The organism is Streptomyces sp. NPDC090077, from assembly GCF_044747545.1.
Taxonomy (GTDB): domain Bacteria; phylum Actinomycetota; class Actinomycetes; order Streptomycetales; family Streptomycetaceae; genus Streptomyces.
In genome coordinates this window covers 15,530-37,679 of record NZ_JBIVEG010000049.1, presented here as the reverse complement: position 1 = coordinate 37,679, position 22,150 = coordinate 15,530, and the positions used below count along the sequence as shown (strand labels likewise).

Here is a 22,150-nt window from a genome sequence, read left to right as displayed (position 1 = left end):
TCCCCAGGCGCTGCGCGCCTGGGAAGCGACCCCCCTCGCTGCGCTCGGCGGCGGGCCGCTCCGCGGCCCAGAGCCGGCCTTCGGCCGGAGCTCTCTCCGCTTCGCTCCGAGATCCGGGCCGCTCCGCGGCCCAGAGCCCCCTTCGGGGGGATGCCCTCCGCTTCGCTCCGGCCCTGAAGCGAAATGGCCTCCGCTTCGCTCCGCCCAAAGGAACCCGGCCGCTCCGCGGCCGCGAAGAGATCTGTTCGCTGCGCTCGCAGACCCTGCCTCGCTGCGCTCGGCGGCGGGCCGCTTCGCGGCCTAGAGCCGGCCTTCGGCCGGGGATCTCTCCGCTTCGCTCTGAGACCCCGGGCGCTGCGCGCCCGTGAAGCCGAGGCCTCAGAAAGCCAGGGCCCCGCCGTGCGGAGACCTGCCTCGTTGTGCTCGGGAGTCGGGCCGCTCCGCGGCCCATAACCCTCCTTGAGGGGGATGACCTTGGCCTTGCCCCGGCGGCAGGAGCTCGGCTACTGCTTCGCTCGAGCCGAGTGAGCCCAGCCGCTCCGCGGCTGGATAGAAATCTGCTCGCTGCGCTCACAGATCCGGCCTTGCTGTGCTCCGAGGGGGGTTCTGCCCCAGATGTCCTCCACCCCGCTCCGGGCAGGAGATCGGGCTCAGCTTCGCTTCGGAGTAGACCATTCCTTTCCCATCAAAGGTCTGCTGAGGACAGAACTTGAACGCTGCTGCATCCCCCTTTTCAGAAGAGCCGACGGATAACCACACGCAAGCAGCCGGAGAAGTGCTGGAGATGGAGGCCAGAACGTTAACGCCGTTAATGGTCGATGAGGGCCTGATTCAAAGTGGTAACGGGATAGAGATAGGAATCGGTCAGATTCTGCGTGGTTATGGACACGGTGTCCGGAGGTCACCGGTTCGGCGCCCGTGCTGCCGTGACGTCAGGAAACCAGGTCACGGCAGGGGTTGGAGCCGGCGTTGAGTACGCGCAGCGCGGCAGGAGACGGCCTATAGAGGGTACGGATATGCGTTGTCGCAGGTCAGGCGGGGTGCGGGGGGAAAGTTATGTCCCCTCAGAAGGGACATAACTCGGGTGATGTGTCGCTGGTAGGGGGACAGAACTCCTGCAAAACGTCAGTGAGGCTGACGCTTTTTGGGCTAAAACGTCAGGGAGGCTGACGTTTTAGCGGAGATACGTCGCCGAACTGCGTGAGGGTGGGGAGGGGTTGGGCGGGGAGGTCCGGAAGCGGCCGGAGAGGGGCCTTGGCCGAGATGTGTCCCTCCTGGGGGGACACAAGACACGCCGAACGTCAACGAGCGTGACATTAGTGTCACCCTTGTTGACATACTCTCTCTCCAGATCAACGAAGTGGAGAGCATCCTCGTGTCATCAGAAGCACAGCGCCGCCGGCAGAGTCCGTCGCGCGCGCCGCGTCCTGATCTCCCCGTTGATGACGCGATCTCGGCGTGGAGTCAGCCGCTGGCTCCGGTCAAGGATCTGGACAGCCTGGCGAAGCGGTACCCCAGCCGGAAGCTCACGCTGGAAGGTGAGCGCAAGCCGCTGGAGTTCTACGGGACGCAGAGTCAGCCAAATGCGTTCTCGATGGACAGCCTCGAGTTCTTCCTGGTGATTGCGCAGTACTTCAGGGAAGCCTTGCCCTTGAGGCTCATCCTGCTGCTGATCGCGTGCCAGCGTGCGGGAGGGCGGATTCCACTTACGCAGGAGGAGATGGCTACGATCCTCGACGTCAGTCGGACAAAGACCTCGGAGGCTCTGCACACCGTCATGTCTCATGGGATCGTCTTCAAGGTGCGGCGGGGTGTGTACCAGTTCAACCCGCCCTACAGTTACCGGGTGGCCGAGTTCATCCCGGGGACGGAGACGGCGGGTGAGTTCGTGAAGGTGGAGCAGCACAGCACCATCTCGCAGATTCGCAGTGACACGAGCCTGCCGGACCTGGTGCGGTTCCCGTCGCTGGACCACATGCGGCAGGCAATCGAGGAACTGCGGGCCGAACGCTCCAAAGAGCGCGCTGCGCGCCGGCTGAGCCGGGCGCAGCGCAAGGAAGAAGGGACAGCTCAGTGAGCACCTTGCGATTCGCTGCGGTCAACGCCGACGGGCTTCTCTCCGACCTGGACCTCCCGCCTGCCGCGTACCGTGTGCTGCTGAAGCTGCGTTCGCTGAGTGAGCCCGGCGGGCGGATCCTCATCGACCAGGCCACCATCGGTGGGCTGCTGGAGCTGAGCAGGCCGAGCGTCAACGCCGCCCTGCGCAGCCTGGAGCTGGCCAAGCTGGTGCGGAAGGTCAGGAACGGGGTGTACCAGATCAACCCGATGCTGGCCGGATACAACTCGTTCGAGGACGCCGTCGCGGCGGTGAACGAGATGGCCGCGGACGAGCGGCTGGACGCGCGTGGGTACGTCGCCAGCTATCACCAGGCGGTGGCGGAGTACCAGGACCAGCTGGCGGAGCAGCGCAAGAAGCGTGCGGCGCAGGCCGCTGCGAAGAAGGCTGCGGAGTCGAAGCGGCGGCGGACGCTGCACGCTGTTGGGTGACATGCCAGGAAGGGGCCCCGTAGAGGGCTTCTGAGGGTGTTTCAAGAGCCTTTGAGGGCCCCGGGGTATCCCCGGGGCCCTCAAAGGGTTTCAGGGGCCTGAGGGGGCTCCTGGGGGTTTGGTCTGCTGAGGTTCAGCCGGTGCCCAGTTCGGCGTTCGCGCGGTCCGTGATGAGGGTCAGCACGCGGCCGGCCACCGCCAGGTCCCCGGCGGGGATGTCGGCGTACAGGCGGGCGGCGATCTCGGCCGTCGCGGCGGCGGTGGTCCCGTAGAGGTCGCGGCCGGTTTCCGTGAGGTGCAGGAGGGAGTCCTCCTGGGCGAGGAGCCCGGCGGTGAGCAGTTCTCCGACGACGGTCCGGACGAGCGGTTCGGTGGTCTTGAGGGAGTCCCGGATCTCGGCGACCAGTTCGTCGTGCGGGACGGAGCCGCCGGCGGCGCTGACCGCCCGGAGCGTGACGCTCTGGTGGAACGTGATGCCGTGGCGGGTCAGGGCGCCCTCCGCGAGGGTGCGGGCGGCGTGGTGGGCGAGGGCTATGACGCGGGCGTTGAGGGTGGGGGCGGTGGTGGTCACGGGTGCTCCTTCTCGTTCTCGGCGGTCCGGTCAAGAGGTGCTGGATCAAGAGGTGCGTCGAGCAGGGTCGCCAGTTCGCGGGTGAAGCGGGACGCGCGGGGGCCGTCCTGGCCGCCCAGTGGTGCGAGGAGCTGGTCCAGGAGGCTCTGGACCGCCTTGACGGCGTCCTCCGTGACGTCGCGGCCCTGCTCGGTGAGCGACAGCCGGACGGCGCGGGGGTCGTCCGGGTCCCGGGTGCGGGCGATCAGGCCGGAGGCTTCCAGGGCTCGGGCGAGCTTGGAGACGTAGAGCGGTTCGAGACCCGTGTGGTCGGCGAGCTCGCGCTGGTTGGGGCGTGTGCCGGAGCGGGACATGCCGTACAGCGAGGCCATCAAGGAGTACTGCGCGTGCGTCATGCCCAGGGGTGCGACCGTCCGGTCGACGGCAACCCGCCACTTCATCGACAGGCGCCAGACCAGGAAGCCGGCCGTGGCGTTCTCGGCTGCTGTGCTCATGGAAAATACTGTACATGGCTATTATGTACATGGCTAGTATGTGAGTGGGGGCCCGGACGGAGGTCCGGGCGGTAGGGGTCAGAAGGCGAAGTCGACGTAGTCGATGTCCGTGAACTCGACCAGGAGGGACGTCGCGCGGGCGCCGTTGTCCTTGAAGTACATCTCCTGGAGGGCCTCGGCCGTGATGTGGCGGAGCTGGGCCTCGGTGGCCCCGGTCTCCTGGGCCGCGAAGAGGCGCCGGGCGTACTCCGGGGGGAGGTGCTGGGTGATGCGGCGCATGCGGCCGTCGTCGGTGGTGCCGGGGGCCGCGGTGAACCCGAAGCGGGCGCGGGTCTCGATGACGAGCCCGGTGGTGCGGGCCGCCTGTTCGCGGGCGCGCTTGCGGACCAGGGGCTGCCAGCGGCGGCGTACTTCGGCTTCCAGGCGGGCGGCGAGGGCCGGCTTGGGCTGCTTGATCTCGTTCTTCACGTAGCGCTCGACCGTGCGTTGGGAGATGCCCAGGGTGGCTGCCACGGCCTTCGTGGACTTGAGCTGCTTGAGGAGGAAGCGCATCTGGGCGCCCGCGGACTTCGGGATCGGGCGGGTGAAGTGGAGCTCGTCGGCCTTGGTGAGGCCGTCTGAGATGTCGGACATCGGTTACTCGCCGTCTGCTGCCGCGTCGTGGCCCTTGATGTGCCGGGCCGGGTTGAGTTGCTGGTCGAGGAGCTGCACGGCCCACAGGAGGGGCTGGGTGCCCTCGTGCTTGACCATGCCGGGGCTGACGCCGAGGCGGAAGCCGCCCGGGAGCGGCTTGCCCTCCGGGGTGTGGGGGAGGAAGTCCAGCGGGCTGGGGCCGTCGGAGAGGTAGACCGCGCAGTCGGAGAGGACCGCGATGGGGTGGAGGCCCGCCTCGGTGGCCAGCTTGCGCATCTTGCGGTGCATGTTGACGCGCGCCGTGGAGATGACGGCTGCGCGGATGTCGGGACGCCAGGTGGGGCGTTCCAGGGCGGGCCAGGCTTCGCCGGGTCGGTAGGCGGCGCCCTGGGGGCGCTCGCGGAGTTTGCCGATGCCGCCCTTGACCGTCGACTTGATGGCGGAGAGGACCGCCGTCGAGGTGGGGGAGGCGTCCGTCTTGTACGTCGTCATGGCCGTGAGGAACTCGGACTCCGTGAGGGACGGGGTGATGCCGAGGTCGGCCATGGTCGCCATGTAGGCGTCGCGGAGGCGGGTGTACCAGGCGTCGAGGTAGGGGCCGTTGTCCGGGCGGGTCCAGGCCTCGGCGGGGCGGACCTCGTGGCCGAGCTCCTGGGCGTAGGCGAGGGTCGGGGTCGCGTACCAGGCGGGGCCGGTGGGGGGCTTGCCGTGGGGGGTGAAGGGGCTCGGGAGGCGGGGGTCGAGGGCCAGGGAGGAGAGGTCGGCGAGCCAGCAGCCGGGGAGCTTGGGGTCGAAGCGGGGGGCAGTGCTGTGGACGGCGGGGCCGAGGCCGACGGTGAGGCGGTTCGCGGCCGCGGCGAAGGCCATGTTCACGTCGATGCCGACGGCGTGGGTGCGGGCGCACTCGGCGTCGGTGAGGAGCTCCGGATCGCGGATCCAGTCGTACGCCTCCTCGTCGAGGACCTCGTCCGGGGTCCGCTGGTGGGCGCGGGGGTAAAGGGCGGCGACCACCGGGTGCTCGTCGGGGGCCTCCGGCGGGGCCGGGTCGACGGGGCGGGTGAGGGAGCCGGGGACGGGGGCCGACTCCCAGGTGTTCGTCTGCGGGTTGCGGGCGGCGCGGGTGGGCGGACGCAGGGCCGTCATGAGTTCCAGGCCGGTGACGGCGGTCGAGCCCCGGGGGGTGAGGACGCGGGCGGCATAGGTGGTGAGCAGCTCGGCGAGTTCGGGGGCGGAGAGGTCCGCGGTGTCCTCGCCCCAGGCGCGGGAGTCCAGGGCGCCCCAGGGGAGGACCGCGAGCTGGACGCACTGGCGGCCGGTGGTGGGGGAGGCCGGTCGGTAGATGCGGGGCCAGGGGCCGAAGCCGCGGCGGGTGAGCTGCCACTTGGCCTTGGTGAGCTGCTTGATGACGGGGTGGTTGTCCGGGAGGCGCAGGGCCCGGCGGTCTTCGAGGGCGAGGGGGAGGCCGAGCCGTTCGGCGGCGGGGGCGGTGAGGACGAGGAGGGGGTCGCCGTCCCGGCCGTTGTGGTGGAGACGGGGTGCGCGGAGGTCGGCCTCCGGGCCGAGGGCCCAGGCGACGAGGTCGGGGAGGCCGGAGGTGGGGTGGGGGAGGAGGAGGCCGCCGGCGGCGTGGGCGTGGCCGGTGCCGTCGAGGACGGCGAGGGGGCCGTTGCCCGCGAGGGGGGTGCGGGCCGGGGCGGGGCGCTGCGGTGGGCGGTGGGGGGTGGGGGGCTGGGCGTTAACGGCGTTAACGCCGTTAACGGTGGAGGGGGGTGCGGGGGGTGTGGGGGTGGGCTCGGGGGCTGGGGCCGGGGCCGGTGGCGGGGTCGGTTCGGCGTTAACGGCGTTAACGGTCGGGGCGGGGGTGGGGGGCGCGGTGTTAACGGCGTTAATGGTCGGGGCGGCGGCGGGGGTGGCCGGGGGTTCGGCGTTAACGCCGTTAACGCCGTTGGCGGGGGCCGGGGGGTGGAGGGCGGCGAGGCCTTCGAGGAGGCGGGCGTACGCGGCGCGCTTGGGGGGACGGGGGGCGGTGCGGCCGGTCTCCCAGGAGGTGACGGTCTCGCGGCGGACGGAGAGCGCCTTGGCGATCTGGTCCTGGCTGAGCCCGGCGGCTTCGCGCAGGCGCTTGCGCTCGTCGGGGTGGGGGAGCCCGTCCTGGGCGGCCGCTTCTTCGAGCAGGGCGTCGACCGCTGCGAAGAGGGTGGTCTGTTCGTTCGTCTCGCTCATTGGTACTACCTCCAGGAGCACCATATGTGAATCGCACGCTTGAACGCACATGAAACGCACGTGGGGGCGTTAACGGCGTTAACGCCGTCAGCGCCCCCGGCGTGGGTGCGGCACCTCAGATGCGCTGCATGAGGAGTTCCGTGACGGCCTTCAGGTCGTCCGGGGTGAGGTGGGCGGTGAGGGCGTCCGCGATGGTCTCCGGGGAGTTCGTGGAGATCGTGATGCGGGGGGTGGCGGCGGGGGTGGGGGCGGGAGCCGGGGCGTTAACGGCGTTAACGGTCGGGGGCGTCGGGCGGGTGCGCTGGCGCGGAGGGTTAACGGCGTTAACGGTCTGTGCGGCGGCGGCCGGCTGTTCCTCCTGGGGGAGGCGGCCGATGCGGCGGGCCGGTTCGACCTTCAGCTCGCCCGTCTCCACCTTCTCCTGGAGGTCGGGCGTCAGGTTGAGGAGGGTCAGCCGCTGGGAGACCCAGGCCGGTGTCTTGCCGATCCGCTTGGCCACCTGGGCCTGGGAGCCGTGGACGTCGACCAGTTCCTGAAGGGCGCGGGCCTGGTCCATGGGGGCCACGTCGACCCGGTGGACGTTGGCGATGAGGGCCGATTCGAGGATGTCGGCGGCCGAGGCGGACAGGGCGTCGTTGACGTGGATGTGCATCGTCTTGAGCCCGGCCAGCTGGGCGGCGGCGAGGCGGCGGTTGCCGTCGATGACCACGTAGGGGGCACGGCCCAGGCCGTCGGTCTGGCCCGGGTGGGCCTCCATGAAGGCGAGGCGGGTCGCGACCGCGAGGGGCTGAAGCTGGCCGCGTACGGTCAGGGACTGGGCCAGCTCTTCGAGGTCGGTGAGGTCCTCGCGGAGGTTGAACGGGTTGTGGGCGAGGGCCTCGATGGGAACCTCGGAGGGCGGGACGACGCCGGAGGTGGGGGCGCCCGTGGCCTCGGCGATGGCGGCGCGGCGGGAGCTGACGCCGACGGGCTGGGCCCGTGCGAAGGACGCCGAGACGCCGAGCTTGTCTGCCTTGCTGCTCATGAGATCTCCCGGGCGAGGGCGCGCAGGGCGACCGCCTGGTCGCCGTTGGGGGCGTAGACGAAGAGGGGCTGCTTGAGGCGGACGGACTCGCGCTGTTCCTTGAGGTCGGGGACGATCGCCACGACCCGGGGATCCTTTATGTCCATCCAGGCCTGGAGCGACGAGGTGGCGATGTAGCCGCGGCGGCCGTCGTAGAGGTTCACGACGAGGCCGAGGTAGTCGATGTCGAGGCTGAGGTCGTCGCGCAGATCGTTGATCTGGGAGGTGAGGAGGTCGTAGGCGTCCGCCGAGGAGTCCTCCGCCTGTACGACGATCAGCGCGCCGGAGGCCCCGGGCTGTTCGGTGTCGCGGCGGCGGCCGTAGTAGATCGCCGCGTCCATGCTCAGGCCGAGGCTGGGCGGGCAGTCGATGAGGATGACGTCGTAGTCGGACTCGACGGGGGCGAGGGCCCGTTCGAGGGCGGCCTCGCGGGCGCGGACGGTGGAGAGGCGGACGTCGAGGAGGAAGGCGTCCGTACAGGCCGGCAGGAGGTGGAGGCGGTCGCCGAACCGGTCGTGCTCGATGGGGGCGATGAGGTCCTGGAGGGGACCCTTGGCCTCGCCCGCCATGTGGCAGGTGAGGCTGTCGCCGCCGATGGGGAGCGGCTGCTGGCCGAGCTGCTTGGTGAGGTGCCCCTGGGGGTCGAAGTCGACGAGCAGGACGCGCATGCCCAGCCCCGGGAGGTCTTCGAGGTCGAGGGGGGAGGTGGCCGGGTGGCCGGCGTCCGACTCCTCGACGGCGGTGCGGCGGGCCAGTTGGCGGGCGACGCGGACCGGGTGGAGGGTCGCCGGGTCCTCGGCGAGTGCCTCGGCGGTGCCGGCGGTGACGGCGGTCTTGCCGACGCCGCCCTTCTGGTTGCACACGACGATGCGGCGCACGACGGAGGGCCGCTTGACGGTGGGGGCCGGGTTCAGCTCCAGCCAGAGGTGCACCGCCTGGGCGAGACCCTGGATGAGGGAGACTCCGCGGTCCTTGGAATCGGTGCGGAAGGACTCCCACTGGCCGGCGGGCAGCCAGGTCGAGAACGACTCGGCGCCGGAGGTGTCGACGGGGGAGGGGGCGGAGGCGAGGGCGCTCCACTGCGCGATGCCCTGGTGGACGGCGTCCTGGATGTCGACCCGCAGTTGGGCGGTGCGGATCTTCAACTCCTGGCGGAGCCACGGGGGGAGCTTGGAGACGACCTTCTCTCGGTCGTTCTGGGACGAGGGCGAAGTCATGAGAGGGACTTTACTAACGTTCTGGGGTGTGCGTGGGCGCCACGCTTGGGTTTTGCTAACGAAATGGGTGGTGGGGTGCCCGGGAACGCCACAGGGCGGCCTCGCACACGCCGTAGCGAGCACCCCCGTGGTTCACCACGGCGTGTGCGAGGCCGCCCTGGATGCTCCGTCAGGCGACGGGGACGGGTGCCTGCGGGGCGGGCAGACCGAGTTCGGCACGGCAGGCGGCGGAGCCCGCCCGGTCGAAGAGGGCGATGCGGGGGGCGGGCACGATGCCCGGGAGGAGGTAGGTCCACAGGTCGACGATCCGGGAGTGCAGGTCCTCGCGGTCGGCGCGGACGTGCGAGGTGACCTGGATGCCGGTGAACGAGCCGACGAGGAACGTCGAGAGGTCGCGCACGTCGAGCGAGGGCAGGATGTCGCCGCGTTCCTGGGCCGGGGCCAGACAGCTGCGACAGGTCTCGATCCAGGTGTTGTACGGGGACGGGTCCGGGCTGGTGAACGAGCCGAACTCGACGACCAGGCGGATGCCGGCGCGGATGCGGACGTTGGTGCGCAGCCCGAACGCCATCCGGTGGGTGAGGTCGATGACCGTCTGGAGGCCGGGGTCCACCAGGGTGGGGACGTCCTCGGACACCCGGAACTGCTCCTCCACCAGGGTGCGGGCGAGGGCTTCCTTGGAGGGGAAGTGGAAGTAGAGGGCGCCCTTGGTGACTCCGGCGTGCTTGACCACGTCGCTGAGGCTGGTGCCCCCGAAGCCGGCGCGGTCGAAGGCGATGGCCGCGCCGTCGAGGATCGCCTGTCGGGTGATCTCGGCCCGTTCCTGCCTGACCCTCGCCACGTGTGTCTCCTGCTGCTGTCGTGCCTGGTGATATAGGCGAAATCTAGTGGGATTTGGCCAAAGAAAACCAGTCGACCAGTACTTTCTTTGGGTGTGGCTGGGGTTCTTTTGTCGGTGTGTGGGGCGTTTGGTGTGTTGCTGATTGGTGGAGATGGTCCTCCGCCACCGTTAACGGCGTTAACGCCGTTAACGGTGGACGGGCTAGAGGTGCGTGCCGCCCGACGCGTCGAGGCGCTGGCCGGTGACCCACAGGGAATCGGGGGAGGCGAGGAAGGCCACCACACCGGCTATGTCGGAGGGTTGGCCGATCCGGTCGAAGACGGACATTCCCGCCAGGCGTGCCGCGCCCTCGGGAGTCGTACGGAGCTTCGCGTTCATGTCGGTCTCGACGAAACCGGGAGCCACCGTGTTGACGGTGATGCCCCGGGGACCGAGCTCCTTGGCCAGGGAGAGGGTGAGGGTGTCCATCGCGCCCTTGCTCATCGAGTACACGACGGACTCCGGGTAGGACATGCGGGTGACGGCGGAGGAGATGTTGATGACCCGGCCGCCCGTCGGCATGCGCTTCAGTCCTTCCTGGGTGACGAAGAGGAGCGCTTTGACGTTCACCGACAGGATCCTGTCGACCAGCTCCGGAGTCACCTGGTGGATCCGCGCCGAGCCGCTGACCGCCGCGTTGTTGACGAGGACGTCGAGGGTGGGCTCCATGCCCCGCCGGGTCAGCTCGGAGTCGAAGGCGGCGTAGAGGGCCTGCGCGTCGCCGTCGACGCCGAGTTCGCTCCGCACGGGGAAGGCGTCCCCGCCCGCGGCCAGGATGGAGGCCACGACCTTGTCGGCGGCCTCGTCGTTCCGTGCGTAGTGGACGCCCACGAGGGCACCGTCGGCGGCCAGCCGCTCGGCGATCCCCCGGCCGATCCCGCGGCTGGCGCCGGTGACCAGGGCGGTCCTGGCGGACAGCGGCCCGCGGCTCCCGCCGGCCGGCGGGAGCCGGAGCGGCTCGCCGACGGGGGAGGGGTGCTGCGGAGCGAGGGGGCGGGAGGCGGAGGAGGTGGTCAAGGTGGGGCCCTTCTGGACCGGGTCCGGGGAGCTCGCGGGCGATTGTCCGACTGATTGTCACCTGGCGGGTACGCAATGCCGTTGGCGGTCGGCGCATACGATCGCGACGGTCCGGATTGTTCTGGGGAAGGATTGGGGTACCTGATGAGCGACCCGCAGCGGCTGGTGATCACCGGTGCCACCGGGTTCATCGGTTCGGCGGTGGTGGCCGAACTCGCCCGGTTCCGCGGCGGGCCGGAGGCGGGCTCCCGGGGCTTCGTGCTGCGGGCGGTGGGCCGCAGGCCCCCGCGGGAAGCCGGCCGGGTCGACGAGTGGTTCCGGGCTGACCTCTCCGACCCGGACTCCCTGAGGGAGTGTTGTGACGGAGCGGACGTCCTCCTCCACCTGGCCTCGCGGATCGGATCGGACGAGCGGGACTGCGACACCGTCAACGTCCGGGGGACCGCGGCGCTGATGGCGGAGGCGGAGGCGGCAGGCGTCCGCCGGATCGTCCATCTGTCCACCTCGGCCGTCTACGGGCAGGGGCCGCACCGGGGGATCTCGGTGGACGAGGTGCTTCCCGCGCCCGTCTCGGCGGTCAGCCGCTCCCGGCTGGCGGGCGAAGGGCCCGCGCTGGCCGCCGGAGCGGTGGTGCTGCGTCCCGGCCTGGTGATCGGCCCCGGGGACCGCTGGGTGGTTCCCGCTCTGGCGCAGATCCTCGGATCCACCGGCGCGCTGTGGGGCGGGGCGGGGGCGCTTCTGTCGGCGGTGGCGGTCGGGGACCTCGCCCGCCTCGTCGCCCGTCTCGGACTGGGCGGTGGTCCGGAGGGCGGGACGGTCTGGCACGCGAGCCATCCGGTGCCGGTGCGCGCCGTCGAGCTGGTGCGGGCGTTCACCGACCGGGGGGTGCTTCCGCCGGTGGAGCAGGAGCTTCCCGAGGCCGAGTTCCTGGAACGGATGGCGGTCTCGGGCTGCCGGGTGAGCCCGAGCCAGTTCAGGCTGGTGGCGCAGGACCACTGGTACGACAGTGCCGGGATCTGGGAGGCGGCCGGCTGCCCGCCGGGACCCGGTCCGCTGACGCACCTGGACGGAGCCGCCCGCTGGTACCGGGAGTACCTGGGCCGCGCGTGAACGGATGCGGTCGGTCGCCGCATCGGGGCGTGATGCCGGGGGCGTTAACGGCGTTAACGCCGTTAACGGGGGAGGGGCGGGCGACCTTCTGAAGTCGGGCGGGCTCTGGTTGCGGGCGGGGGTGGCCGGGGCAGGACTGGGCCGTGGCGGGTGGTGTGCTGGTCGCCGTGGCGGCCGTGGTCCTCGCGTGCGGTGCGGGCGGGGTGGTTGCGCGCAGGCTCGGGCAGCCGGCGGTGGTCGGGGAGATCGCCGTGGGGATCCTGCTCGGGCCCACGTTCCTGGGGTGGGTGTGGCCGGAGGGGCAGCGGTGGCTGTTGCCCGGTGAGGTGCTCCCGCATCTGGCGGAGCTGGGCAACATCGGACTCGTCGTCTTCATGTTCCTGGTGGGGCTGGAGCTCGACGTGGGGATGCTGCGGGGGCTGCGGCGGGCCGTGGTGGTGGTGAGCCAGGCGAGTGTGTGGGTGCCGCTGGGGTTCGGGGGGCTGCTGGCGCTCGGGTTGTACGGGACCTTCGCGCCGGAGGGGGTGGGGCGGAGGGAGTTTGTGTTGTTCGTGGCGGTGGCGCTGAGCGTCACCGCCTTTCCTGTACTGGCGCGGATCCTCACCGAACAGGGGCTCTACGGGACGCCGGTGGGCGCGCTGGCGATGGCCTGCGCGGCGGTGGTGGACGTGGTCGCCTGGTGTCTGCTGGCGGTGGTGGTGGCCGTCGCCGGGGGTGGCGGCGGGGGCGGCGGGGCGGGCTCCGGGCTGTGGCGGGCGGCCCTGGCGGGGGTGTTCGTCGCGGGGATGTGGTGGGGGGTGCGGCCGCTGCTCGCCCGGGGGTTCGGACGGTGGGGGCGGTCGGCGGAGCGGGGCGGCGGGGTGGTGGCGCTGTTCGGCGGGGTGTGCCTGGCCGCGTACGCGACGGAGGCGCTCGGGGTGCACGCGCTGTTCGGGGCGTTCGTCTTCGGCGCGGTGGTGCCGAGGGGGGTGAAGGCCGTGGAGTCGGCGGCCCGGCGGATGCGGGAGTTCGCGGTGCCGGTGCTGCTGCCGCTGTTCTTCGTCGGGAGCGGGCTGCGGACCGACGTGGGGGCGCTGCGGGGCGGCGGGGCCTGGTGGTGGGCGGCGGCGGTGCTGGGAGTGGCCGTCGGGGCGAAGTGGGGTGCCGGGACGGCGGCGGCACTGGTGGCGGGGCTGCGGGGGAGGGAAGCGGTGCTGCTGGGGGCGCTGATGAACTGCCGGGGGGTGACGGAGCTGGTGGTGCTGAACGTGGGGCTCGGGCTGGGGGTGATCGGGGTGGAGCTGTTCACCGTCCTGGTGCTGATGGCCCTGGTGACGACGGCCGCGACGGGGCCGGTGGTGCGGGTGCTCGGGGGACGGGGGCTGGGGCTGGGGGTCGGCGGCGTTAACGCCGTTAACGCCGTTAACGGCGGGAGGGGGTGACCGGCGCCGTGCGTCCGGGGGCCGACGGCTTCGGGTGTGGTCCGGGTGGCGGTGGTGTGGGCCGTTGGCGTTAACGGCGTTAACGGTGGGCGGCGGCTCCGTCGGGAGTCCGGTCCGGCTCCGGCGCGGGCGTCGACTGTGGCCAGGATCTCGACCCCCTCGGTGTGGGGCGGCCCGCGGATGCGGCGATTGCGGTGTGGAGCCCCTCATGGTCAAGCAGGAGCGTGCGGCACGCACGCGGGAATCTCTCGTCCTCGCCGCGGCGGAGGTGTTCGCCGAGCAGGGGTTCGCCTCCGCGTCGATCGCCGCGATCAGCGAGCGGGCTGGAGTGACGTCCGGCGCGGTGCAGTTCCACTTCGACGGCAAGCCGGCCCTCGCCCGGGCCGTGGAGGCGCGGGCCGTGCGGGCGTTGCAGCGGATCGCGGAAGCGGAAGGCGAGCCGGAGCGGGCCGGAGCCCCCCTGAGGGTGCTCGTCGAGGCGACGTACGCGCTGCTGGAACTGCTCGCGGGGGACGCCGTCGTCCGGGCCGGGTTCGCGCTGGGCGCCGACGCGGCGCACCACAGCCGGGTGGATCTGCGCGGGGGGTGCCTGCAGTGGGCGGAGGAGCTGATGGTCACCGCCGACCGCGCCGGGCTCCTCGCCGAGGGGCTGGCCCCGCAGGACGCGACACGGGTGGTGGTGGCCTTCACGGCCGGGTTGAGGGCGCTGGGGGCGGTGGAACCGGAGTGGACCCCCCGGCAGGCGCTGGCCCGGATCTGGACGGTGGTGCTGCCGGGCATCGCGCCCGACGAGACGGCGATCACGGAACAAGAAACAGACTGAAAGGTTTGATTTTTGAGTCCGAATGGGTGTTATATGGCCCCAGTTGCGAGGCGGCTGAAGGGCCCCAAGCTGCCGTGGGTGCCCGAGTGATTCTCGAATTCCCAGGTCAGAGTGGATTCCTGGGGGGCGCCGAGGATTCGTCAGCTTGAAGACCGGTTGATGGGCGACTCATTGACAAACCGTCCGTCCTGTTTTCTACTGACTCTTGCGACCTCATCCAAAGGACAGGGGAGTACGACGTGGACATCGATGTACTGGGCGCACTCGCCGTGCGGGAGAACGGGATCTCCATCACGCCCACCGCCCCCAAGCCCCGGCAGGTCCTGGCGCTCCTGGCCCTCCACGCCGATCAGGTCGTGCCGGTGTCGGCGCTGATCGAGGAGCTGTGGGGCTCGATGCCGCCGCGCAGTGCGCGCACCACCCTGCAGACGTACGTGCTCCAGCTGCGCGCGCTCATCGCGGCGGCCCTGGAGGGCAACGGCGACGAGGACCGCACGGCGAAGGACGTCCTCGTGACGCTGCCCGGCGGCTACCTGCTGAACAGCGGCGGCGGCACCAGCGACGTCCGGGAGTTCGACCGGCTGGCCGGGATGGGCTACCGGGCGATCGACGCGGGCGATCACCCCGTCGCCGCGCAGCGGCTGCGCGAGGCGCTCGCGCTGTGGTCGGGGCCCGCCTTCGCCGACGTGCAGGGCGGGGTGCAGCTGGACATGGAGACGCGCCGCCTGGAGGAGACCCGGCTGTGCGCGCTCGACCAGCGCATCGAGGCCGACCTGAAGCTCGGCCGCCACCGCGAGCTGCTGGCGGAGCTGACGGTGCTGGTGAGCCGGTACCGGACCCACGAGAACCTGCACGGGCAGTTCATGCTCGCCCTGCACCGCTCGGGCCGGCGCGGCGAGGCGCTCGACGTGTACCAGCGGCTGCGCGCCACGCTCGTACGGGACCTCGGGCTGGAGCCGTCCACGGCGCTGCGCAGGCTCCAGCGTTCGATCCTGATGGCGGGTCCGGAAGGCGTGGGCAAGGCGGCGGCGGTGGCCGGTGCGGGAACCGGGGCGGTTCCGCGGGCCGAGCGGCTCGTACGGGCCTGACCCGCGCGCGGCCGGTGCCGGGAGCGCCGGTCAGCGGTAGGTACAGGGACGGAGCGGGGGCGAAAGGGAGACGGAGCGGTGCAGGAGAGGTCGGAGCGGACCCGCAGGCGGTTGGTCTTCGCCGGGGCCGAGTTGTTCCACCGCAACGGGTACGCCAACGCCACACTCGGTGAGATCGCGGGTGCGGCCGGGGTGACGAAGGGGGCGTTGTACTTTCACTTCGCCTCGAAGGACGAGCTGGCGGACGCCGTGCAGCAGCGCGGCTGCGGCCTGCTGGACGAGGCGGTCCGGGGGCTGCTCGACGGCGGGGACTCGCCCTTGCAGGCGCTGATCGACACGACCCACTGGCTGGCGCGGACGCTGCACGAGGATCCGGCGATCCCGGCGAGCTTCCGGATCACCAAGGAGTGCGCCGGGCACCAGCCGGCCGCGGTCGACTTCCACGGGGCGTGGCTGTCGGCGGTGTGCGAGCTGCTGCGGATGGCGCGGGACGTGGGGGAGCTGCCGCTGGACCGGCCCGCCGTCGGGGTGCCCGACGGGGAGCGGGACGGCGGGGAGCGGGACGGCGGTTCGGCCGCCGACCGCTGGGAGAGCGCCGAGGCGCTGGTGGCCGCGGCCGTCTGCGGGATCGAGGTGCTGGCCGGTACGGGGCTGTCGTACGCGGAGCTCCAGCGCAAGGTGGCGGCCCTGTGGGGCCTGTTGCTGCCGAGCCTGGTCGGTGCGGAGCGGGTGCGGGAGTACCGGATCGCCGCCGGTTCCGCCGATGCCCGGGAGCGGGAGCCTGGCGGGGAGCGGAGCTACGAGTTCCTCGGGAGCGTGGTCTAGGTCGTCTCTTTCGGATCTTGCCGGTTAAGCCCGCGTCGTCCGGTGCCGTGCATCGGCGCGTTGGCGGGGCGCCCTTGTACTGGACGTACTCGGGTGCTCCGCCAACGCGGCGAGGTGCGGTGCCGGGCGGCGCGGGTCAGGCAAGATCCGAAAGAGACGGCCTAGGGCCTGTCCGCCGGGTCGTGACCGTCCCGGTGGTGGGTGTGGGAACGGCAAGGCCGGGGCCGCGGGTTCCGGCGGCATCGAGGTGCATCGACGAACTGCGGAGGGGAGATCATGAGGATCCGGATTCTGGGGCCGCTCAGTGCCGAGGTCGACGGGGAGTCGATCGTGCCGTCCGCGGGCAAGCCGCGGCAGATCCTGGCCCTGCTCGCCCTCAATCCCGGGCGGGTGGTGCCGGTGCCCACGCTGATGGAGGAGATCTGGGGCCAGGAGCTGCCCAACAGCGCGCTGACCACCCTGCAGACGTACATCCTCCAGCTCCGCCGCAGGCTGGGCACGGCCATGGGGCCGGGCCGGCCGGGTGCCGCGAAGGACGTCCTCACGACCCGGCACGGCGGGTACCTGCTGCAGGTGCCGCGGGAGTCCGTCGACGTCCACGCGTACGAGGACCTCGTCGCGCGGGGCCTCGCCGCCTTCGACGGCGGTGACGACGAGGGCGCCGCCGCCCTGCTGCGGGCGGGGCTCGCGCAGTGGGAGGGGCCCGCGCTGGTCGACGTACGGGTGGGGCCGGTGCTCGCCATCGAGGTCATGCGGCTGGAGGAGAGCCGGCTGGTCGCGGTGGAGCGGCGGATCGACGTCGACCTGCGCCTCGGGCGGCACACCGAACTCCTCGCCGAACTCACCGAGCTGACGGCACGCCACGCGCAGCACGAGGGGCTGCACTCCCAGCTGATGGTGGCGCTGTACCGGTCCGGGCGGCAGGGCGCCGCGCTGGACGTGTACCGGCGGCTGCGCGGCAGGCTCATCGGGGAGCTCGGCGTCGAGCCGTCCCCCCAGTTGCAGCGGCTGCACCAGGCGATGCTGACGGTCGACCCCGCCCTCGACGTGGTGGCCGGACCCCGCAGGGGATCCACCTTCGACCTCTACGCCGCTTGATCTCAAGCGCACTTGAGGTGTGAGAATGACGCACATGGACAACGACACCACGCCGCGCGCGGCGGACCTCGAAGCGATCACCGGCCTCGTCGCCACCGTCGAGCGGGCCCAGCAGAACAAGGACGCCGAGGAGTTCCTCGGGCTCTTCCACCCCGACGCGATATGGACCACGGCCCACGGCAAGGTCCTCATCGGCTTCGACGAGATCGCGGAGTTCACCCGGCAGGTGCTGCCCGCCGCGAGCTGGGACGGCAAGGTCAGCTACGAAGTGGCCCACGTGCTCTTCATCCGCGACGACGTCGCCGCGGTCAAGGTCCGCCAGCGGTACCTGGGCGCCGGCGAGGAGAGCGAGGGCGCCCCGCTGTACGTGGTCTCCCGGCAGGACGACGGGCGCTGGCTGCTGACCGCCTGCCAGAACACCCAGGTCCACGTCCCCGGGCAGGAGTGACATCGTGGGGGCATGGACGATCTTGACGTGACGCCGTTCCGGCTCGACGTGCCGCAGGAGGAGCTCGACGACCTCGACCTCCGCCTGCGGCGGACGCGGTGGCCCGACGGGCTCGACGGCGTCGGGCGGGCGTACGGGATGCCGCCGGCGGAGATGCGGGACCTCGTGCGGTACTGGCGCGAGGAGTACGACTGGCGGGCCGCCGAGGCGCGGCTGAACGAATGGCCGCAGTACACCACCGTCATCGACGGGGCGCGGGTGCACTTCGCGCACCTCCGCTCGCCCGAGCCGGACGCCCTGCCGCTGCTGATGACGCACGGCTGGCCGGGGTCGTTCGTGGAGTTCCAGGAGGTGGCGGGCCCCCTGACGGATCCCCGGGCCCATGGAGGGGATCCGCGCGACGCCTTCCACCTGGTGCTGCCCAGCATCCCCGGCTTCGGGCCCTCCGGGCCGACCACCGACACCGGCTGGGAGTTCAAGCGGGTCGCGCGGGCCTTCGGGGTGCTGATGGAGCGGCTCGGGTACGACGCGTACGGGGTCCAGGGCGGTGACTGGGGCGCCGCCGTCTCCCGGGAGCTGGGGCGGATCCGGCCCGGGAACGTGGTCGGCGTGCACCTGAACCTGCTGCCCGGGGCCGGGGCCACCGCCGAGCCCGCGGAGGCGGAGCTCGCGGCGCTGGAGCCCGCCGAACGGGAGCGGACGCTGGCCTCCTGGGAGCGGTACCGGGTGTGGGCGCGGGAGCGGCAGGGCTACGCCGACATCCAGGCGACCCGGCCGCAGACCCTCGCGTACGCGCTGAACGACTCGCCGGCCGGGCTGCTCGCCTGGATCGGGGAGAAGTTCACCGAGTGGAGCGACCCCCGGACCCCCGTCGACCGGGACCGGATGCTGACCAACGTGATGCTGTACTGGCTGACCGGGACGGCCGGGTCGGCCGCCCGCATCTACTACGAGCGGGCCCACGCCGACTACCACGGGCAGCCGCCGGAGGTCTCCGACACCCCGACCGCGCTCGCCGACTTCCCCCGGGACAACTTCGTCCCGCTGCGGCACGTCGCGGAGCGCACCGACCGGATCGTGCGCTGGACCTCGTACGACAGGGGCGGGCACTTCCCCGCGATGGAGGTGCCGGAGCTGCTCGTGGAAGACGTCAGAAGTTTCTTCCGGGAAGGTGTCACATCCGGCAGGGCTCGCCTGTCCCCTCAGTGAGAACACGACGGAGGAGGCCGGAATGTTGGTGTTGCTGGCGGGCGCGAGCGGAGTACTGGGGCAGCGGACGGCGGCCGCGCTACGGGCCGCGGGCCACGAGGTGGCGGGGCTCGGCCGGGGCGCGGACATGGACGTACGGGCCGACCTGCTCGACCGCGAGGGACTGCTGCGGGCCGTCGACGGCCGGCGGTTCGACGCGGTGGTGCACGCCGCGACCGCCCTCTCCGGCAAGGCCATGGCCGCCCACCGGGACATGGCGGCCACCAACCGGCTGCGCACCGAGGGCACGGTCAACCTGCTGGCCGCCGCCCGGGAGACCGGGGCGCGGCGGTTCCTGGTCGAGTCGATGATGTTCGGCTACGGGTACGGGGACCACGGTGCGGCCCCGATCGGCGAGGACGACGGCTTCGGGCCGCGCGGGGCGAACGCCGCGCTGGAGCGGCACGTCGGCGCCATGCGGACCAAGGAGGAACTGGCCTTCACCGCCGACGGCATCGAGGGCGTCAGCCTGCGCTTCGGCCTGTTCTACGGGGCCGGCACCACCGACACCCACCTGGTGCCGCTGCTGCGCGGGCGCAAGCTGCCCGTGGTCGCCGACAAGGGCCGGGCGCTGAGCTGGGTGGACACCGAGGACGCGGCGCGCGCGGTGGTGCTCGCACTGGAGTCGGGGCGCGCCGGCCGGGCGTACAACGTCTGCGACGACACCCCGGTGGGCTGGGGCGAGCACGTGGCGGCGGTGGCCGCGGCCTTCGGGGCGCCCGCGCCGATGCGGGTGCCGCTGTGGGTGCTGCGGGCGGCCCCGCTGGCGCACGCCATCATGGGCAGCTCGCTGCGGCTGTCGAACGCCAGGGCGCGCCGGGAGCTGGGCTGGGAGCCGCGGTACGGGAGCAGCCCGGAGGGGGTGCGGGCGCTGGCGGCGGCCGCGGAGGAGCGGGTGTCCGGCATGTGAAACCGCCGGCGCGGGGCCGCGTACCGGCGTGATCATCGGCTGATGGACCTCGAACCGCGCACCCCGCCCGTACTGACCGGCGACGAACGCTCCACCCTGACCAGCGTGCTCCAGTGGCAGCGCGACACCCTGCGCATGAAGTGCTCGGGCCTGACGGACGAGCAGCTGCGGCGCAGGGCCGTCCCGCCGTCCGGGCTGAGCCTGCTGGGCCTGGTCCGGCACCTGGCGGAGGTGGAGCGGGGCTGGTTCCGCAACGTCGTGAACGGTGAGGACGTACGCGGCTACTTCCCGAAGAACGACGCCGGGGAGCGGACGGAGTTCCACGTCGAGGACGCCGACCCCGCCGAGTCCTTCCGGATCTGGGAGGAGACGTGCGAGCGGTCGCGGGCCATCGTGGCGGCCGCCGAGTCCCTCGACGTACGAGGGCGTTTCGGCGACCAGGCGTACTCGCTGCACTACGTCCTGGCCCACATGATCGAGGAGTACGCCCGGCACAACGGGCACGCCGACCTGCTGCGCGAGGCCATCGACGGGGTCACCGGGGAGTAGCCCCTCCCGGGAGCCGTCCTAGACGGTCACCGTTCCGGTCCGGTCCACGGCGTCCAGGGCGATCTGCCACGGGAAGTGCGGCGGGGCGTCGGGGCCGGCCGGGCCGGGCTGGAAGCCGCCCTCGCCGTAGAGGAGTTCGGCGCCGGCGCCGCGCAGGACGGCCAGGGACTGCTCGAACTGGGGGTGGGCGGCGAGCGCGGTGTTCGTGCACGGCATGGCCACCACCGGGGTGCCCTTGCCGAGTGCCTCGGCGGCCACGCCGACGGTGAACCGGTCGGTGAGACCGAGGGCCCAGGCGTTGACGGAGTTGAAGGTGGCGGGCGCGAAGAGGACGGCGTCGGCGGCCGGCCACAGGTCGGGCTCCCCGGGGAGCTTGTACTGCCAGCGCACCGGGTTGCCGGTCAGGGCGGCGAGGCCGTCGAGGCTTTCCTGCACCCACCGCGCCGCCGTCGGGGTCAGGCCCAGGCACACGTCCCAGCCGCGCGACTGGGCGTCCTCGATCACGTGGGCCACGTCGAAGACGGGCGGGGCGGCGGAGCAGAACAGGTAGAGAGTCCTCGTCATGCGGTTATGTGATCACATTCCTGGCCGCGGCCCTCCTTGAGGGTCGACCCCCGCTGTTCGGCCCCCGTTCAGACAGCCGCCGGGGCGGTGATCCTGGCGGCGAAGGAGTCCAGGTTGCCCCACATCCGCGCGACGCGTTCGTCCACGGTCAGGGACTCCTCGTGGCGCCCGGCGCGCAGCTTCGGCTGCCGCTTGCCGCGGACGTAGAGGGGGCAGGCGAGGTCGGCGCAGATGTACGTGCCGACCGTGTTCCCCTCGCGGCCGCGGGCGCCCGCCAGCGGGGCGGCGAGCAGGGTGACGCCGGAGGAGGCGTGTCCCGTCAGGCAGATCTGGCACAGGCTGGACTTCACCGCGCTCGTGCGGGTCGCGGCGGGCACGCGCAGGGTGATGCCGAGCGGTCCCTCGGGGCGCGGGACGACGAGGTGCGCCCGCAGCGGGGCGCCCGGGTCCACCCAGCCGAGGAAGTCCAGGTCCTGCCAGGGCAGTTCGGCGAAGTCGAGGGGCAGGCGCAGACGTGCCGCCTCGCCCTTGGTGCAGTTCACGAAGGACGAGCGGATCTGTTGTTCGGTGAGCGGTTCCACGGGAGTCGACCCTACGGGGGTTGCGGGCCGCTGCGCACCTTGTTTACGCAGGTGGGGGGTGGTGGGGAGGGGGTCGCGGAAATTCCTCGGGGTTGCGGCGATGAGTTTCGGGGAGGGGGGCGGTCTACCCCTGTGAACAGCGGGAGTTCGGCTCGCGACTCCAGATGTGGACGCCGTCCACTTTTCTGGATAGGCTGCGGAGCGTCCGGATGTGGACGCCGTACACATAGTCAGGGGAAAAGCATGCGCAAGGTCATCGCCTCCGTTTTCATCTCGGTCGACGGCGTCTTCGAGGACCCGAGCTGGTCCATGCCGTTCTGGAACGCCGAGGCGGAGAAGTACGCCGGCGAACAGCTCGCCGCCGCCGACGCGCTGCTGCTGGGCCGCGTCACGTACGAGGGCATGGCGCCGGCCTGGACGGCGCGCGCCGAGGGCGCCGACGCCGGGACCGAGCGGATGAACGCCATGCCGAAGTACGTCGTCGGATCCAGCACCTCCGGCCCCGAGTGGAACGCCACCTTCCTGACGGGCGACCTCGCCGCCGAGGTCGCCGCGCTCAAGCAGCAGGACGGCGGCGACCTGCTCGTCTACGGCAGCGGCCGGCTTGTCAACGCCCTGATCGAGCACGACCTGCTGGACGAGCTGCGGCTGTGGACCCTGCCGGTGGTGCAGGGCAAGGGGCGCAGGCTGTTCGGCGAGGACTCGCCGGTGAAGACCCTGCGTCCGGTGGGCACCACCGTGCTCGGCGACAGCGGGGCGCAGGTGCACGCGTACGCGCCCGTGGCCGCCGGCTGAGTCCGCACGCCGATTTCCTTTCCCCCGTTCGACCGGTACCAGGTA

General features: G+C 71.8%; 23 protein-coding genes. 13 read left to right on the top strand and 10 right to left on the bottom strand.

The genetic code is table 11. The features are described from left to right. The first annotated feature begins 1,360 nt into the window (after positions 1-1,360). Together ACIPW5_RS38420 and ACIPW5_RS38415 are read left to right on the top strand one after the other, a co-directional pair. Positions 1,361-2,077, top strand: coding sequence for a hypothetical protein (locus tag ACIPW5_RS38420; RefSeq protein WP_401255715.1), 717 nt, complete (start codon positions 1,361-1,363; stop codon positions 2,075-2,077). Continuing rightward, positions 2,074-2,547, top strand: coding sequence for a MarR family transcriptional regulator (locus tag ACIPW5_RS38415; RefSeq protein ID WP_123996001.1), 474 nt, complete (start codon positions 2,074-2,076; stop codon positions 2,545-2,547). Before ACIPW5_RS38420 ends, ACIPW5_RS38415 begins: the two co-directional genes overlap by 4 nt. 133 nt (positions 2,548-2,680) lie before the next feature. Here the strand turns inward: ACIPW5_RS38415 and ACIPW5_RS38410 are convergent, their stop codons facing one another. The 8 genes from ACIPW5_RS38410 to ACIPW5_RS38375 all read right to left on the bottom strand — a co-directional run bounded on the left by ACIPW5_RS38410 (position 2,681) and on the right by ACIPW5_RS38375 (position 10,546). Then, positions 2,681-3,118, bottom strand: coding sequence for a MarR family transcriptional regulator (locus ACIPW5_RS38410; protein ID WP_401255712.1), 438 nt, complete (start codon positions 3,116-3,118; stop codon positions 2,681-2,683). Next, positions 3,115-3,612, bottom strand: coding sequence for a MarR family winged helix-turn-helix transcriptional regulator (locus ACIPW5_RS38405; RefSeq protein ID WP_401255709.1), 498 nt, complete (start codon positions 3,610-3,612; stop codon positions 3,115-3,117). Before ACIPW5_RS38405 ends, ACIPW5_RS38410 begins: the two co-directional genes overlap by 4 nt. A gap of 78 nt (positions 3,613-3,690) precedes the next feature. Beyond that, complete coding sequence (gene tpg / locus ACIPW5_RS38400) at positions 3,691-4,245, bottom strand: telomere-protecting terminal protein Tpg (protein WP_401255706.1); 555 nt, start codon at positions 4,243-4,245, stop codon at positions 3,691-3,693. A 3-nt stretch (positions 4,246-4,248) separates the two neighbouring features. Next, positions 4,249-6,468 carry a telomere-associated protein Tap gene (gene tap / locus ACIPW5_RS38395; RefSeq protein WP_401255703.1) on the bottom strand — a complete coding sequence of 740 codons (2,220 nt, stop codon included), beginning with the start codon at positions 6,466-6,468 and terminating at the stop codon, positions 4,249-4,251. A gap of 115 nt (positions 6,469-6,583) precedes the next feature. Beyond that, the gene (locus ACIPW5_RS38390) at positions 6,584-7,492 is read right to left on the bottom strand and encodes a ParB/RepB/Spo0J family partition protein (protein WP_401255700.1); all 909 of its coding nucleotides are present in this window, start codon (positions 7,490-7,492) and stop codon (positions 6,584-6,586) included. After that, positions 7,489-8,748 carry a ParA family protein gene (locus tag ACIPW5_RS38385; protein WP_401255697.1) on the bottom strand — a complete coding sequence of 420 codons (1,260 nt, stop codon included), beginning with the start codon at positions 8,746-8,748 and terminating at the stop codon, positions 7,489-7,491. The genes ACIPW5_RS38390 and ACIPW5_RS38385 overlap by 4 nt, the downstream gene beginning before the upstream one ends. A 169-nt stretch (positions 8,749-8,917) precedes the next feature. Then, positions 8,918-9,589: a ScbR family autoregulator-binding transcription factor gene (locus ACIPW5_RS38380; protein WP_401255694.1), complete on the bottom strand. Its 672-nt coding sequence runs from the start codon at positions 9,587-9,589 to the stop codon at positions 8,918-8,920. 201 nt (positions 9,590-9,790) lie between these two features. Further along, positions 9,791-10,546, bottom strand: coding sequence for an SDR family oxidoreductase (locus ACIPW5_RS38375; RefSeq protein ID WP_401255718.1), 756 nt, complete (start codon positions 10,544-10,546; stop codon positions 9,791-9,793). 243 nt (positions 10,547-10,789) lie between these two features. Here ACIPW5_RS38375 and ACIPW5_RS38370 point away from each other — a divergent pair, with 243 nt between their 5' ends. The 10 genes from ACIPW5_RS38370 to ACIPW5_RS38325 all read left to right on the top strand — a co-directional run bounded on the left by ACIPW5_RS38370 (position 10,790) and on the right by ACIPW5_RS38325 (position 20,165). Continuing rightward, positions 10,790-11,755, top strand: a complete 966-nt coding sequence (locus ACIPW5_RS38370) for an NAD-dependent epimerase/dehydratase family protein (RefSeq protein WP_401255692.1) — start codon at positions 10,790-10,792, stop codon at positions 11,753-11,755. A gap of 143 nt (positions 11,756-11,898) precedes the next feature. Beyond that, positions 11,899-13,176 carry a cation:proton antiporter gene (locus ACIPW5_RS38365; RefSeq protein ID WP_401255689.1) on the top strand — a complete coding sequence of 426 codons (1,278 nt, stop codon included), beginning with the start codon at positions 11,899-11,901 and terminating at the stop codon, positions 13,174-13,176. Between the two features lie 208 nt (positions 13,177-13,384). Next, on the top strand, positions 13,385-13,999 hold the full coding sequence (locus ACIPW5_RS38360; RefSeq protein ID WP_401255686.1) for a TetR family transcriptional regulator: 615 nt from the start codon (positions 13,385-13,387) through the stop codon (positions 13,997-13,999). A 239-nt stretch (positions 14,000-14,238) separates the two neighbouring features. Beyond that, on the top strand, positions 14,239-15,087 hold the full coding sequence (locus ACIPW5_RS38355; protein WP_401255683.1) for a BTAD domain-containing putative transcriptional regulator: 849 nt from the start codon (positions 14,239-14,241) through the stop codon (positions 15,085-15,087). 78 nt (positions 15,088-15,165) lie between these two features. After that, entirely contained in the window at positions 15,166-15,912 is a 747-nt protein-coding gene (locus ACIPW5_RS38350; RefSeq protein WP_401255680.1) for a ScbR family autoregulator-binding transcription factor, read from the top strand. Positions 15,913-16,188: 276 nt separating this feature from the next. Then, positions 16,189-17,010 carry a BTAD domain-containing putative transcriptional regulator gene (locus tag ACIPW5_RS38345; protein ID WP_401255677.1) on the top strand — a complete coding sequence of 274 codons (822 nt, stop codon included), beginning with the start codon at positions 16,189-16,191 and terminating at the stop codon, positions 17,008-17,010. 34 nt (positions 17,011-17,044) lie between these two features. Continuing rightward, complete coding sequence (locus ACIPW5_RS38340) at positions 17,045-17,458, top strand: SgcJ/EcaC family oxidoreductase (RefSeq protein WP_401255674.1); 414 nt, start codon at positions 17,045-17,047, stop codon at positions 17,456-17,458. Between the two features lie 12 nt (positions 17,459-17,470). Then, entirely contained in the window at positions 17,471-18,667 is a 1,197-nt protein-coding gene (locus tag ACIPW5_RS38335; protein ID WP_401255671.1) for an epoxide hydrolase family protein, read from the top strand. A 22-nt stretch (positions 18,668-18,689) separates the two neighbouring features. Continuing rightward, positions 18,690-19,616 (top strand): NAD-dependent epimerase/dehydratase family protein, encoded by a 927-nt coding sequence (locus ACIPW5_RS38330; RefSeq protein ID WP_401255668.1) that lies wholly within the window; start codon positions 18,690-18,692, stop codon positions 19,614-19,616. A gap of 42 nt (positions 19,617-19,658) precedes the next feature. Then, complete coding sequence (locus ACIPW5_RS38325) at positions 19,659-20,165, top strand: DinB family protein (protein WP_401255666.1); 507 nt, start codon at positions 19,659-19,661, stop codon at positions 20,163-20,165. 18 nt (positions 20,166-20,183) lie between these two features. On the opposite strand, the gene ACIPW5_RS38320 is transcribed toward ACIPW5_RS38325, so the two are convergent. Together ACIPW5_RS38320 and ACIPW5_RS38315 are read right to left on the bottom strand one after the other, a co-directional pair. Continuing rightward, complete coding sequence (locus ACIPW5_RS38320; protein WP_401255664.1) at positions 20,184-20,729, bottom strand: flavoprotein; 546 nt, start codon at positions 20,727-20,729, stop codon at positions 20,184-20,186. Between the two features lie 68 nt (positions 20,730-20,797). Next, positions 20,798-21,310 carry an FBP domain-containing protein gene (locus ACIPW5_RS38315; protein ID WP_401255661.1) on the bottom strand — a complete coding sequence of 171 codons (513 nt, stop codon included), beginning with the start codon at positions 21,308-21,310 and terminating at the stop codon, positions 20,798-20,800. 243 nt (positions 21,311-21,553) lie between these two features. Between ACIPW5_RS38315 and ACIPW5_RS38310 the strand changes: the two genes are divergently transcribed. Then, positions 21,554-22,105 carry a dihydrofolate reductase family protein gene (locus ACIPW5_RS38310; protein WP_401255658.1) on the top strand — a complete coding sequence of 184 codons (552 nt, stop codon included), beginning with the start codon at positions 21,554-21,556 and terminating at the stop codon, positions 22,103-22,105. Positions 22,106-22,150: the final 45 nt, after the last annotated feature.